Origin of the sequence: Paenibacillus cymbidii (genome assembly GCF_004764705.1) — a bacterium.
GTDB lineage: Bacteria > Bacillota > Bacilli > Paenibacillales > NBRC-103111 > Paenibacillus_AN > Paenibacillus_AN cymbidii.
Genome location: NZ_SHLX01000007.1, coordinates 173,263 through 187,388 on the forward strand (window position 1 = coordinate 173,263; position 14,126 = coordinate 187,388).

A 14,126-nucleotide genomic window follows, 5' to 3' on the forward strand; every position below is an offset into this window, starting at 1 on the left:
ACTAAAATCGTTTTCTTTTCCTTGAGAGTGAAATTGGGACAAGGTGGAAACCATAACGTCAAGCGGCCATTAGCGGCGAGCGGCGAATGTGGAGGAACTATGCGTCTGGCAAAATGGTTCGGCATCTCGAAATATCGTCCGCGCGCCGGCGGCGGAAAAAGCAAACCGGCCGACGACCGGATCGCCGGCGATCTGGCGCGCATTGCAGAGGAACTGAAGACGCGCTTCGCGCTTACGCCCGACTTGCAGGTGCGGCACCTGATCGTCAAACAATCGGGCGAACGCGCCATGCTCGTTTACTTTAACGGCCTGGTCGACAAAAACGCGATCAACAACAATGTGCTGCGCCCGCTACAATTTGAAACGAACGAGCCGAACGGCCCCTATCCGTTTACGGTTTCCGTCGGCCAGATCAACGAGCTGTCGACGTGGAACGCTGTTGACGCCGCGTTGTTCCGGGGCGCCTGTCTGCTGTTCATCGCCGGCAGCGCATGCGCTTATGCCATGGATACCCAGGGCTGGCCGCAGCGCGCGCTGGAAGACCCGCAACTGGAAGCTTCGCTGCGCGGCGCCCATCAAGGCTTCGTCGAGACGTCGGGTCAGAACATCGCCCTGCTGCGCCGGTATATCCCGAAGCGCGAGCTGAAAACGAAGGAGTTGATCGTCGGGCGGCGCGGCGAAACGAACGTATCGATCCTGTATTTGGCCGACGTTGCCCATCCCGAGGTGCTGCAGGAGCTCGAAGACCGCATCCGGCGGCTTGATGTCGACGCGATCCTCAATACGGGCGAATTGGCCGAATATATCGAAGACAATCCGTTTTCGCCGTTCCCGCAATTCATTCTGACCGAACGGCCTGACGCCGCCGCTTCGCAGCTGTTGCAAGGAAGGCTGGTCGTCGTCGTGGACCGTTCGCCGACGGTGCTCGTCGCGCCGACAACGTTCATGTCGTACTTCCAGAGCTTCGACGATTACAGCTTCCGCTGGATGATTTCGTCGTTTATCCGGCTGTTGCGCTTTTTCGCCTTTTTCGTCGCCATTCTGCTGCCGGCATTCTATATCGCCGTCATTTCCTACAATTTCGAGATCATTCCGATCAAATTGCTGCTGTCCATCGGCGAGTTTCGCGGCCGGGTGCCGTTCCCGCCGTTCGTCGAAGCGATTCTGATGGAAATTACGCTGGAGATGATGCGCGAAGCGGGCGTGCGGCTGCCGGCCCCCGTCGGCCAAACCGTCGGCATCGTCGGCGGCATCGTCATCGGGCAAGCGATCGTACAGGCCGGTTTGATCAGCAACACGATGGTCATCATCGTCGCCTTCACCGCCATCGCTTCGTTCATTTTGCCGAACTATGACATGGTCGCCGCCGCCCGGCTGATCCGCTTCGCGATGATGATCGCCGCCGCCATGTTCGGCATCGTCGGCATCGTCGTCGGCATGATGACGATGCTCGGCCATCTGATTGCGCTCGAATCGCTTGGCACCCCTTATGGCAGCCCGTTCGCGCCGGGACGGTTCGCCGATTGGAAGGATTCGATCGTGCGGCTGCCGCTTTGGCGAATGAAGCAGCGTCCGGTCAGCGCCCGGGCTGTGCAGGACACGCGGCAGGGCGACAACCGCCCCAAGGGAGACGAATCATGAAAGCGTTCGGGTTGAACGAAATCACGCGCATGCAATTCATTCTGCTGAACGCCGGCATTCAAATCAGCATCGGATTCCTGACGCTGCCGCAGGCGCTTGCGGCAAAAGCCGGCACCGACGGCTGGATTGCGCTTCTTGCCGGATGGGCGGTTGCCGTTCTGGCAAGCGTCGTTCTCGTCCGTCTGATGAAACGGCGTCCGGAAGGCACGCTGCCGGACCTGCTGGCGGCTTATGCCGGCGCCTGGGCCGGCAAAGCGTCAGCGCTTGTTATCGCGCTTTACTTCCTGTATTTCAGCTACGCTTGTCTGGTAACTACGGTGCTCACGCTGCAAGTATGGCTGCTCTCCAGCACCCATGCATATGTCATTATGTTCCTGCTGCTCGTCCCGTCCTACATGATCGTGCGCGGCGGGCTGCACATTGTCGGCCGTTATGCCGAAATGGCGTTTGCACTGTCGATCTGGGTGTTCATCTTTTACCTGCAGCCGCTGAAGAACGCGCATTGGCTGTATTTGCTTCCCGTGCTTAAGGAAGGCTGGTCGCCGGTAATGGGCGCCGTGGCGACAACGTTCTATTATTTTATCGGCTTCGCCACGTCGTTCGTCTTTTTCCCGTTTCTGAGCAACAAACGCGGGGCCGAGTGGTGCGTCGTCGCTTCGAATACGATTGCGATGCTGGCCTTTCTGTTTATCGTGATCGTTTGTTTCGTTTACTTCAGCCCGGACAAGTTCACCGACTATGACAAACCGCCGATCACGATTTTGAAAACGCTGGAAATGAAGTATGTGGATCGCATCGAGGTTCTGTTCATCGCCATCTACATGTTCATTTTTTCGTTGTCCTGGATTCCTTCCACTTATGCCGCCGTATTTTGCATCGGTTATTTGTTCGGCAAACGCAATCACCGGCCTTTTCTTCTGGCGGCTTATGCGCTTGTGCTTGCGGCTACATTCGTTTACATGCCTACCGCCAAAGAAAGCGAACAGCTGAACAATTGGCTCGGCAAAGCCGGCTTCTACGTCGAATATGTCGCACCGGCGTCGCTGCTGGCCATCGTCTGGCTGCGCGACCGGATCGCGGCAAGCCGGTCCGCATGAAAGCGCATCGGCTGCTTGCGCCGCTTGCCGCCATCGCCCTGCTGCTTGCCGGCTGCGGCGACCGAATCGACCTGGAAGACGCGTCGACGCCTTTTGCGCTCGGTTACGACATCGGCGACGACAAGCGGCTGCGCGTCTACGCGATCAGTGCGGTTTTCTCCCCGCACGCGAAACAAACGTCCGTCGTCGTAAGTGTGCCTTCCGAAACCGCGCGGCAAGCGCGCGAGCAGTTGGACATCCGGTCGAGCGGCATCTTCAACGGAAGAAAACTGCAAATCGTTCTGGTCGGCAAACGCGTGCTGGAGCAGGACAGCTGGTTCCGGCTGACGGATGCGTTCTTCCGCGATTCCCGCGACGCGCTTAACCAGCGGGTTGCCGTATGCGACTGTTCGCTGGCCGACCTGATGCGGGAAACCCCGTCGGATGAGCCGATGCTTCCGCTGCTGCTGAAAGGCATGATCGATTCGGGGAGCAAACGCGCGGAAACGGCGAACACCTCGCTGCTCGAGCTGAAGCGGCAAATGGACGATCCGGCGGTGACTCCGGCGATCGCGGAGTTCCGCTTCGACGAACACAACAAGATTATGCTCAGCGGCACCGCACTGCTCGACCATCGCGGCAAATACGCCGCCTCGCTGGGCTTGCAGGAATCCGTCTTGCTGCGCGTGCTTCAGAAGGAAGCGCGCAACGCCGTAGGATTTACGGTCGAGATCCCGGGCCAGCCGGACCGGTCGCCATTCGTCCGCAACCGGCTCAGCTTCAATTCCGAGCGCATCCATACCCGCATTCGGCTGACGGAAAGCGGCCGGCGATTCCGCTTCGCGGTCCGCATCCGAATGCCGATTATACTGACGGAGCGATTGTTTCCATTCGACAGCGCCCATCGCGACAACGAGCTGGAGCGAACGATCGGGGAACAGACACAGGCGCAGATCGACCGCTTGATCCGCCGCATCCAGCAGGACAAGCTGGATCCGTTCGGATTCGGCTTGTATGCGCGAGCCTATGCGTATCGGCACTTTCAAGCGGTGAAAAACGACTGGGGCGACGCCTTTTCAAATGCCGTCGTCGACGTTTCGGTCCGCACGTCGATCGTCAGCGACGGACCCATCGATTAGCCGTACGGGCAAGACCCGAACAAACCCGGCGAAAGGAGCGACTGTCTTGTCCACCAATCAGGCTGCGCTGAATGAGATTACATTTGTGCAATTTGTCGCCCTTCTGTTCGGGTTGCAGGTCGGCATCGGACTGCTCGCCCTGCCGCAAGAGCTGGCCGAACGAGCAGGTACGGACGGCTGGATCAGTCTGCTGCTCGGTTGGACCGTGTCGACGGGCGCCAGCCTGCTCATCGTGACGGCGATGAAGGCGCTGCCGAAAGGCAGCTTTCCCGAGCAACTATCTCTCCTCTTCGGCAAATGGGCATATAAAGCGGTATATGTACTGTTCGCGTTGTGGGCGTTTTATTACAGTTATACTTGTCTGGTGAGAACCATTCTGTACACAAAAGTATGGCTGCTGCAGCAAACGCCAATGTACATCACGATGCTGCTGCTGATTGTGCCCAGCTATACGATCGCCCGGGGCGGGCTGCGCGTAGTCGGCCGTTACGCCGAGCTCATCGTCACGGTAAGCTTCTGGGTGCCGCTCGTTTACTTGCTGCCGCTGAAGGATGCGCATTGGCTGTACTTGTTTCCGGTGCTTAAGGATGGATGGAAGCCTATTTTTACCGCGTTTGAAATAACGCCGCTGTCCTTCTCAGGCATCAGCGCCGTCTTTCTTTTGTATCCATTCCTGAAAGACAAGAGCAAGGCCGCCGCAGGCGTAATCGTGTCCAATTCGTTGTCGCTGTTCACCTTCGTCCTCACCACTGTCGTTTGCTTCGTTTATTTCAGTCCGGACGAAATTACGGTATACAACGAGCCGGTCGTCAATGTGCTCAAGACGATTCAATTCAACTTCGTCGAACGGATCGAAGTGCTGTTTCTCGCTTATTTCCTGATTATTTTTTCGCTCACCTGGATTCCGACGGCCCATCTGGCTGTTTACTGCACCACAAGGCTGTTCGGCGGCCAGGACCATCGCGCGCACCTGCGAGTCTGGTGCCTGCTGCTTGCTGGCGCGACCTTCTTTTATATTCCCGGCTTTCATCAGAACGACCGCATGGAGCGGGTGCTCGTCTGGATGGAGCTGGGAATCGGCTACGCCCTGCCCGTTGTGCTGTTGTTGTATGCCGCATTGTTTCGACACCGTATCCGGAGGGGTTCCGCATGAACGCCCGCTTGCGCGCGACCGGCCTCGTGCTGCTGTTGCTGCCTCTGCTGGCCGGCTGCTACGACCGTATGGATCTGGAAGACGTGACACTGCCGCTCTTGACCGGCTACGACCTCGATGCGAACGGAAAGCTGATCGTATACGCCATCCAGCCCGAGTTCAGCCAAAACGAGAACAAACGCTCGCGAAAAATAACGGTGACAGCCGACTCGCTTCGGCAATCGCGCGAGCAATTGGATGCCCGTGCAGCAGGCTCCGTACTGGGCCGCAAGACGCTGATCATCCTGATCGGCAAAAAGCTGCTCCAGCAGGAAAACTGGTTCCCGCTGCTGGACGTTGTGTTCCGCGATTCCAAAAATTCGCTGACGACTAGAATCGTTGCGGTGGACGGCCCAATGCCGGCGTTCGTGCGGACGGAGCCGCAAGACCAGCCGCTGCTTCCGCTCATGCTGCGCAGCATGATTGAAACGAAGAGCCGGCGCTCGGAATCGCTGAAAACGACGCTGCGCGACTTCCATCGGCAAATGTACGAAAAGGGGCAAACGCCTGCCATTACCGAAGCCAAATTGGAAACCGGAAACGAAGTGATGCTGACTGGCACGGCGCTGCTAAACCGCCAGGGCCAATACGTCGCCTCCCTTACGGCGGAGGAAACTACACTGCTGCTTCTGCTTCAGGGCAGCCGAAAAACACCGTTCAGCTTCGTGCTGCCGCTTGAGCCGCAGGCGGACGGCAACCCTTTTACCGCGGACACGATCGGCTTCGACGCGATCCGGGTACGCTCGAAGTACGGCACTTCTTACCGCGAGGACCGGTTTCGTTTCAAGGTCACGATCCGGATGGACGTGGCGTTGACGGAATCGCTTTTCCCGCTGAGTCTCGAAGGCGACGATGCCCGGCTCGAACAGCTGGTGTCGAAGCGGCTCGAAGAACGATTCCGAACGCTGATCGACAAAATAAAAGCGCTTCGCATCGATCCGATCGGGTTCGGGATTCGTGCGCGCGCTTATGCCTATCCGGCCTATAAACAAACGGAAGCGAATTGGGGTGAAGCGATGGCCGCGGCGGATATCACCGTATCCGTCAAAGTGGCTTTGAAGCACCGCGGCCCGATGAAATAACCGCCGCGAGGCGTTTACACGTCGTCGTCCGACCCGCGTTTTTTCTTCTTCGTATATTTGGCGTCGATCGCCGCCACGTATTGCCCCGACGGCTGCACCCCGACACTCGTGTTGTACTCGGGAATGCCCGCATGCGGCTCGTACACGCCTTTCGGGATCAGGCAGTTGCCTTCCGGCCAGTGCACCTGGATATTGCCGGGCTTCGTGTCGGCGAACTTGGCCGTGCCGTGCATGGCGCCGTGTTCGTTAAACACGGTGATCGCTTCCCCTTCGCGCACGCCGACGGCAGCGGCATCGGACGGATGCAGCAGCACATCGTAACGGTCGGCCGCATTGAACGGATCTTTGTCGCTGAAGATCATCGAGTTGAACTGTTTGCCGCGGCGCGTCGTGACGTAGTAACGCCCTTCCGGACGGCGCAGATCGGGCTGGTCGATCGGCAGCAAGCTGCCGCGCCCGTCCGGCGTCGGGCAGACACCGCCTTCGCACAGCCAGGCGCCTCCCCACTGAAAGACGTCTCCTTCATTCGACAAATGCTGGATACCGTCGTAAGACGGCACGGCAACCGCAATTTCGTTGCGGATTTGCGCGGCGTTGTCGAATCGGCACAACGCGCTGCGCGCCGGATCGACCCGGTTAACGAGGTCGACGTATATTTCCCATTCGCTGCGCGCCTCTTCAATCCGCGGGCCTTCGATTTCCGGGCTGAAATACACCATGCGTTCGGTGCTCGTCGACGTCCCCCCGCCCGGCTGCTCGTAACGGGTCATCGCCGGCAGCACGATCACTTCCTCGCGCGCGTCGAGCAGCGTCGACGTGTTCAGCACGATGTCCTGGTGCACGCGCAGCTCGACATGCTCCAGACACGAACGGACGAATGCCGGGTTCGGCATCGTTTCGAGAAAGTTGCCGCCGCTCGTAAACAGCAGCCGCGTGCGGCGCTCATTGTCGTCCGGCAGCAGCGCGTTTTCCAGCGTTACGCCAATAATGTCGCCTTTCCAGCGGGGCACGTCAAAGCCCCATAACTGCTCGAAACGAGCGGCGTTCTCTTCGGTAATCGGGATGCCGCCCGGCAGCGACATCGGTTCGGCGCCCATCTCGCCCGATCCCTGCACGCCGCTGTGACCGCGAATCGGCATGACGCCGCAATGCTCGCGGCCAATGAACCCGCGCAGCATGGCCAAATTGGCCACCTGGGTAATGTTGTCGGTGCCGAATTTATGCTGCGTCAGGCCCATGCTCCAGATGAACACGCCCGACTTGGCGCCGGCAAGCAGCTCGGCGAACTCGCGAATCCGTTCGCGCGTCAAGCCGCTCGACTGTTCGATCGGCTCCCATTCCTGCCGCTCGACGTGCGCCTTCAGCTCGGCGAAGCCGTTCGTATGCGCGGCGACAAAAGCGTGGTCGATGGCGGAACCCGGCTTCTGCCGCTCCATCTCCAACCACCATTTCATCACGCCGTTCATGAATGCGATATCCCCGCCGATGTTGACCTGGTACACGTCGTCGACGATTTTGGTGCCGAACAGCGCGCTTTCGGCTATCGACGGGATCCAGTACTGCTCCATCGACGGCTCGCGATACGGATTAATGGTGATGATTTTCGTGCCGGCTTTTTTGGCTGCGTACATGTATTTGGTCGACACCGGCTGATTGTTCGCCGCCACCGAGCCCCAGAACACGAGCACGTCCGTGCCGATCCAATCCTTGTAATTGCAGCTCGACGCGCCGATGCCAAGCGTTCGTTTCAAAGCCGTTTTGCTCGGCGAGTGGCAAATGCGCGACGCGTTGTCGATGTTGTTCGTACCGAGGAAACGCGCCATCTTCGCCGCCGTGTAGTACACTTCGTTCGTAATGCCCCGCGCCGTCAAATAAAAGGCGAGCTGCTTCGGATCGACGGCGCGGATTTTGGTCGCGATGCGATCCAGCGCATCGTCCCAGCTGATTCGCGTGAACTTGTTTTCACCGGGCCTTCGAAGCAGCGGGTATGGAATACGTCCCAGCTTGCGCAGCGCCGTGCTGTCCAGCTTGCGCAGCGCCTCCACGTCGCCGAGCAGCTTCGGATCGAGCGCCGGCATCGTATTGAGCCGCAGCACGTTCAGCCGCGTCGTGCACAGATGCGGTCCCGACAGCGTCTGGTCGTGCAAGCCGGAAACGCCAAGCGCGCAGCCGTCGCACACGCCTTTCGTCAGGATGCGCATCGCGTAGCCGAGATTGTCGCGGTTGTCGAGCATCACTTTCATCGTGTCGCGAATGTGATGCGGCTTGATTTTGCCGAGTCCGAACGGAATGTAACTGGCCCAAAGCGACGGCTTCGGCTTCGTGTTCAGCCGAATCGGCCCCGTGTGCTTCGTTGTCCCCATGATGCAATCGTTCCTTTCGTTTCCGCCAAACCGCCCCTAGTGTTCAGGAATTGTCGCCCGGCAACAAGGTGCCGCCGCGTTTGTCGCGGCCGCTGCCGAATTTTTCCTCGAGGTTGATGTCGAACACGAAAACGGACATGCCGAAATCGCGTTCGATATCGATATCGACGAACAAGTCGACGAATCGTGCGCCGAGAAACCGCTCCATTTCTTCGGGCGGGTGTTTGCGGTACATGTCTTTGACCATTTCCGTGCGGGCGGCGCGCAGCATCTGCTTGCCGCCGTCGGCGGCGGCGATAAACTTCTCCACCGGCGACAAATTGCCTTCCATTTCGCAAATCGCCCAATGCCGGCAAAACGTCGTGACGATTTTTTCCGGCCCTTTCCCCATATGGCGCTTGCGGAACGACTTCACCAAATTGCTGAATTCCGCTTCGTATTTGTTCATGGCGTTTCATCCCCGTAAGCAAAAATAAAACCGCCACAACACCGCCTAACTTCATGAACGCGATAGACGTGTCATGATCAGGGGAATGTGCAGCGGTTAGTCTTGAGCAGGAGCGCTGCCAAGCACCAGCATGCTGTTCGATTCGCTAACCTGCGGAGCAGAAACCGGTGACAGCCCGCTATCCCGTGTCAATACCCGCTTCCCCAGTATAGCATGAAAACGTTCTCCGTCGCCAGACAAAGCCGCGTTTTTGGCCGATTGTTGCAGGATCGGACGGGGCGCGGTCCGGATGGTTCGTTTCACTCGCCGCAGGCAAGGGTAAAAAGAGGCAGACCGGTTCAAATCCATGAAGGAGGTCACGACGATGTCGAGAATCGTGCAGGCGTATTTCGAAAACGAAAATCAGGCCCAGTCGGCCAAAATCAAGGTGGAGGCTTATGGCGCCAAACTGCTGGACATCGGCCCGATCGAGTCCCCCCCGTCGAAAAAAGTGGCGCTGCTCGCGCCGTTCGCGGCGGGAACGGCAGGTATGGACGGTACGTCGGCGACCGGAGTCGTCGGTTATGGCGAACCTGCCGTCGTCGCCGTGCCGACGTATGACGCAGACGCCAAGCCGGTTCGCAAGTTTGGCGAGCTCAGGCACGCCTTGTCGCTGCGGGTGGATGAGGATGATGTAGACAGCGTAGTGCAGGCGCTGCGCTGCAGCCATGGCCACGTGGAACAGATCGTGACGCAAAGCGGCAGCTTGCGCTACCGATGAATGGAGCCCGGTTAGCGCCGGGTACCGGGAAAACCAACCCATAATCTCGTTTCGCCAAAGGAGTGGATAGAGATGCAAACGAACGAACACCGCAACATCGAGGTGGAAAATCGAACCGTCGAAAAACATTCCGATTCCAGCAAAGTAGCGGCGGCCGGCATCAAATATGCGGCTTACCTGATCGTATTTTTCGGCTTGCTTTACTTCCTGGTTCGTTATGTGTTCCCGCTGTTCTGACGCGGGGGCGAAGCAAGACGCCAAACCGGTCTGCGGTTCGATTGAACCGCAGACCGGTTTTTCGTTTGCCGTGCCGGATGCGGCCTCCCCTTCGCAATTGTCGGCGAAAGCGATATAATGCAAGGGAACGCCGGAATACGCAGGCGACATTCGGGAGGGATTTCGATGATGGACCGTCGACTGGGACGGATCGGGCAAATGCGCTCCGTGGTCATGTTCGGCGCCGCCAGCCTGGGGCAAGTGACACAGGCGGCTGCGGACGAATCGATCGCGTTTGCGCTTGAGCACGGCATTACGCATTTCGATACGGCGGCCAGCTACGGCGACGCCGAACTACGGATGGGGCCGTGGATGCCGAAGGTGCGGGAGCGCATCTTCCTCGCCACGAAAACGGGGCAACGCACCCGCAAGGAAGCGAAGGAACAGCTGCTGCGGTCGCTGGAGCTGCTGCAGACGGACACGATCGACTTGATGCAGCTGCACGCAGTCGGCGATCTTGCCGAGCTTGACCAGTGCACCGCCAAGGGCGGCGCGCTGGAGGCGCTGCTGGAAGCGAAGGAAGAGGGGCTGGTCAAGGCGATCGGCATTACCGGCCACGGCCACCAGGCGCCGGCCACGCATCTGGAGGCGCTGCGGCGCTATCCGTTCGATGCGGTGCTGACCCCGTTCAATTACCAGCTGTACGCCATGCCGGATTACCGGCACGACTTTGACGCGCTGGCTGCGGAGACGACCCGACAGGACGTCGCTCTGCGCGTCATCAAGGCGATTGCCAAAGGACCGTGGCCGAGCGGCGAGGAACGGCGTTACGCCACCTGGTACGAGCCGTTCGACGAGCAGGCCGCGATCGACGCGTGCGTTCACTTCGTGCTGCGGCGGCCGGAGATCGCCGGATTTGCCAGCGCCGGCGACACCCGGCTGTTGCCGAAGATCGTCGATGCCGTGAACCGCTTCGGCGCCATGAGCGACGAAACGGCGGAAGCGATTTTGTCGCGCGTGCCGGCTTACGCCAGCCCGTTTCAGGGGTAGGAACGCTTGGACGGCGCCAACGGACTTCCAGCCGTGGTATGATGGTCGTAATGACATGCAGAGAGGAACAACCCCATGGAACTGCCGATTTCCGAAACAAGACGCATCTATCGATTCCAGGGCGACACGATCACCGAGCTTGACGACGAAATCGTGACGGAATACGCGTTGACCGTATTCGTCAACGAAGAGGAGCTGGCGACTCTCGTTTGCACGCCGACCGATCTGGAGGAGCTGACGACCGGCTTCCTTGCTTCGGAAGGCATCGTGCGCCGCGCCGATCAAATCGTCGCCATTACGATCGACGAGCGTCAAGGGTTCGCCTACGTCGAAACGAATGGAACGCCGGCGATCAACCAGCAATTTTACAACAAGCGGTATATCGCGTCTTGCTGCGGCAAAGGCCGGCAGTCGTTTTATTATTTCAACGATGCCCGGACGGCGTTGCCGGTAACGAGCGATACGGTGTTGTCGGCCGCCGACGCCGGGCGGTTGATGCGGCTGATGCAAACGAGCTCGTCCACGTTCCACGAAACAGGCGGCGTCCATAATGCCGCGCTGTGCGACGCCGGCGGTATCGTGGCGGTGCGCACGGACGTCGGCCGCCACAACGCGCTCGACAAATTGTACGGCTATTGCTTGCGCGGCGGCATCGCGCTGCATGACAAGGCGATTGCGTTCAGCGGCCGCATCTCGTCGGAAATTGTGCTCAAGGCGGCCAAAATCGGCGTCGGCATCATCCTGTCGAAATCGGCGCCAACGATGCTGGCGCTGCAAATGGCCGACGAGCTCGGCATTACGGCGGTCGGCTTCATCCGCGGCGACAAGCTGAACGTGTATTCCCACCCGCAACGCATCGCCGAGCTGGCGCAGCGAACGGCCCCTTCCGCTCCCGAGCCCGCTGCGGAAGCTACTCCTCCGGAGTGATCGCCCGCAGCGCCGCGGCGTAATCTTCCGGGCGGTTCATGTTCGCCAGCGCCAGACCGGACGGATCAACACGACGCACTTCCGCCTCCGGCAGCACGACATGGCGGAGCGACAGCGTCCAGTCCGTCACTTTGCGTCCCCCGCCGGCGACGTATGCGCCAAGCGCTGCCGCCAACGTCCGGCGATAGACCGCAAACAGCGGGTGCAGCCGTCCGGCCGTTTCCGGAAGCGCCGCTTCGGCGCCGCTGTCGCGGCACAAGCGCAGCAGCGCCTCCGCCAGCGCCGGCGACGGAAACGGCATGTCGGCGCCAATCGCCAGCTGCAGCGGCGCCGCCTGGGCGGCAAGTCCGGCGCTCAGGCCGGCAAGCGGCCCGGCGTTCGGCTCGGCGTCCGCAAGCAGCCGCACGCCGGGGAACCGCCGCACAATGCGCCGGATCGTTTCTTCGGCGGCGGCATCTGCGGCGCCGTCCCCCGCGGTGACAACGGCCGCTTCCGCGAAGGAGCCGGCGAGCAGGCGCAGCGTCCGCGCCAGCAGCGGCTCGCCCGCGAACGGCAGCAGCCTCTTGTCGCGGCCCATGCGCCGGCTGCCGCCGCCGGCAACGACGATAAGACCGGCTTGTTCAATCACGTTAACCCGTACGCGTCCTTGTACTTCTCCTCCAGGTACGCGACCAGATACGCCGGGTTCAGCGGTTCGCCCGTTACCCTGCGCACGATTTCCGCCGGCGTTTGCGCTTTGCCGTAACGGTAAATGTGCTGCGTCAGCCATTCTTTGATCGGCAGCAGTTCCCCCCGCCCGATCAAGCCGTCCAGGTCCGGCAGCTGCTTCTGCATCGTGACGCGAAACTGCGCCGCGTACATGTTGCCGAGCGAATACGAAGGGAAATAGCCGAACGAGCCGCCCGCCCAGTGTACGTCCTGCAGCACCCCTTCCCCGTCGTTTTGCGGCGTGACGCCGAGGTATTCGGTATATTTGTCGTTCCAGTAGGCCGGCAGTTCCGCTACCGTCACCGTTCCGTCGAACAGCGCCTTTTCGATTTCGTAGCGGATCATGATGTGCAGGTTGTACGTCAACTCGTCGGCCTCGATGCGGATGAGCGACGGCTGCACTTCGTTGATGCCCGCATAAAACGTTTCGACGGATACGTCGTCGAGCTGGCCCGGGAACGCGCTGCGCAGGTCGCCGTAATACCGGCTCCAGAACGGCCGGCTGCGCCCGACCATGTTTTCCCAGAAGCGCGATTGCGACTCGTGAATGCCCATCGACGTGCCGGTGCACAGGTTCGTGCCGATCAGCGCCGCGTCGATATTTTGCTCGTACAGCGCATGGCCGCCTTCGTGAATGGAACCGAACAGCGCCGTCGCCAAATCGTTCTCCACGAACTTCGTCGTGATGCGCACGTCGCCGGGATTGAGCCCGGTTGCGAACGGATGAACCGTTTCGTCAAGCCGTCCGGCATCGAAGTCGTAGCCCATTTGGCGCAAGATGTACAGGTTGAACTCCCGCTGCTTCGCTTTGGCGAACGACTGCCGCAGGAACGACGTCTCAGGCTTGCGGCCTGACGAATGGATGGCGCTGACGAGCGGAACCAGCTTGCCGCGAAGCTCGCCGAACACGCGGTCCAGCTCCGTCACGGTCATGCCGGGCTCGTACATATCGAGCAGCGTATTGTACGGATGCCCCTCGTAGCCCCACAGTTCGATAAACCGCCGGTTCGTCGCGACAATCTGTTCCAAATAAGGCTGGAACCGCGCGTAGTCGGACGCGTGTTTCGCTTCCTCCCATACCGCTTCCGCATTCGAAGTAAGCACGACGTACGCTTCGTATTCGTCGGGCGGTATTTTGACGCTGCGCTCGTAGTCTTTGGCCGACTCCCGCACCATGGCGCGCGTCGTTTCGTCCAGCCGCTCCGCATGCTGCGGCTCGCTGAAATAAACGACGTATTCGCCCATTTCGGGCGATACGGAAAGGCGGAACATTTCGCCGGACAACACGCCGACCACATCGGAGCGGCCCTGCACGCCCTTCTTCGGCAGCCCGGTGCGCATATCCCAATAGATGAGCCCGACGGCTTCTTCATAGCTTTTGATTTTGCGGACCAGGTTGCGGTAACCGGTCAGCTTCTGTTCCCATTCGTTCATCGCGAAACCTCCTTGGACGCGTCCATTTGGGCAGCTTGCGCCCGGCTCCGGCCGTTATTTTCCGTGCCGGCGCCGTCTTTCTTTGATATT

The 14,126-nt window shown here is 60.1% G+C and carries 13 protein-coding genes; 9 read left to right on the forward strand and 4 right to left on the reverse strand.

Annotation, left to right across the window (positions count from 1 at the left end; genetic code table 11):
- The first annotated feature begins 99 nt into the window (after positions 1–99).
- From EXY20_RS11875 to EXY20_RS11895, 5 genes are read left to right on the forward strand one after another with little or no spacing between them, the layout of a single operon-like run.
- Positions 100–1,641, forward strand: coding sequence for a spore germination protein (locus tag EXY20_RS11875; RefSeq protein ID WP_135551162.1), 1,542 nt, complete (start codon positions 100–102; stop codon positions 1,639–1,641).
- Positions 1,638–2,738, forward strand: coding sequence for a GerAB/ArcD/ProY family transporter (locus EXY20_RS11880; RefSeq protein ID WP_135551164.1), 1,101 nt, complete (start codon positions 1,638–1,640; stop codon positions 2,736–2,738). The genes EXY20_RS11875 and EXY20_RS11880 overlap by 4 nt, the downstream gene beginning before the upstream one ends.
- On the forward strand, positions 2,735–3,856 hold the full coding sequence (locus EXY20_RS11885; protein ID WP_135551166.1) for a Ger(x)C family spore germination protein: 1,122 nt from the start codon (positions 2,735–2,737) through the stop codon (positions 3,854–3,856). The genes EXY20_RS11880 and EXY20_RS11885 overlap by 4 nt, the downstream gene beginning before the upstream one ends.
- Before the next feature lie 46 nt (positions 3,857–3,902).
- Positions 3,903–5,009, forward strand: coding sequence for a GerAB/ArcD/ProY family transporter (locus EXY20_RS11890; RefSeq protein ID WP_235885675.1), 1,107 nt, complete (start codon positions 3,903–3,905; stop codon positions 5,007–5,009).
- The gene (locus EXY20_RS11895; protein WP_135551170.1) at positions 5,006–6,130 is read left to right on the forward strand and encodes a Ger(x)C family spore germination protein; all 1,125 of its coding nucleotides are present in this window, start codon (positions 5,006–5,008) and stop codon (positions 6,128–6,130) included. Before EXY20_RS11890 ends, EXY20_RS11895 begins: the two co-directional genes overlap by 4 nt.
- 14 nt (positions 6,131–6,144) lie before the next feature.
- Here EXY20_RS11895 and EXY20_RS11900 read toward each other — a convergent pair whose 3' ends face one another.
- Both EXY20_RS11900 and EXY20_RS11905 read right to left on the reverse strand, forming a co-directional pair.
- Positions 6,145–8,493, reverse strand: coding sequence for an FdhF/YdeP family oxidoreductase (locus EXY20_RS11900; RefSeq protein ID WP_135551172.1), 2,349 nt, complete (start codon positions 8,491–8,493; stop codon positions 6,145–6,147).
- 43 nt (positions 8,494–8,536) lie between these two features.
- The gene (locus EXY20_RS11905) at positions 8,537–8,941 is read right to left on the reverse strand and encodes a DUF2294 domain-containing protein (RefSeq protein ID WP_135551174.1); all 405 of its coding nucleotides are present in this window, start codon (positions 8,939–8,941) and stop codon (positions 8,537–8,539) included.
- A 364-nt stretch (positions 8,942–9,305) separates the two neighbouring features.
- On the opposite strand from EXY20_RS11905, the gene EXY20_RS11910 reads away from it, so the two are divergent.
- The 4 genes from EXY20_RS11910 (at position 9,306) to fdhD (ending at position 11,894) form a co-directional block, all read left to right on the forward strand.
- Entirely contained in the window at positions 9,306–9,701 is a 396-nt protein-coding gene (locus EXY20_RS11910) for a hypothetical protein (RefSeq protein ID WP_135551176.1), read from the forward strand.
- A 72-nt stretch (positions 9,702–9,773) separates the two neighbouring features.
- Positions 9,774–9,938 carry a hypothetical protein gene (locus EXY20_RS38870; protein ID WP_167859181.1) on the forward strand — a complete coding sequence of 55 codons (165 nt, stop codon included), beginning with the start codon at positions 9,774–9,776 and terminating at the stop codon, positions 9,936–9,938.
- A 165-nt stretch (positions 9,939–10,103) separates the two neighbouring features.
- Entirely contained in the window at positions 10,104–10,967 is an 864-nt protein-coding gene (locus tag EXY20_RS11915) for an aldo/keto reductase (protein WP_135551178.1), read from the forward strand.
- Between the two features lie 75 nt (positions 10,968–11,042).
- A complete protein-coding gene (fdhD, locus tag EXY20_RS11920) occupies positions 11,043–11,894 on the forward strand; it encodes a formate dehydrogenase accessory sulfurtransferase FdhD (protein ID WP_135551180.1) in 852 nt (283 codons plus the stop codon).
- Here fdhD and mobA read toward each other — a convergent pair.
- Positions 11,878–12,522, reverse strand: a complete 645-nt coding sequence (gene mobA / locus EXY20_RS11925) for a molybdenum cofactor guanylyltransferase (protein WP_135551182.1) — start codon at positions 12,520–12,522, stop codon at positions 11,878–11,880. The two genes, fdhD and mobA, sit on opposite strands and share 17 nt — an antisense overlap.
- On the reverse strand, positions 12,519–14,036 hold the full coding sequence (locus EXY20_RS11930) for a carboxypeptidase M32 (RefSeq protein ID WP_135551184.1): 1,518 nt from the start codon (positions 14,034–14,036) through the stop codon (positions 12,519–12,521). Before EXY20_RS11930 ends, mobA begins: the two co-directional genes overlap by 4 nt.
- Positions 14,037–14,126 lie beyond the last annotated feature (90 nt).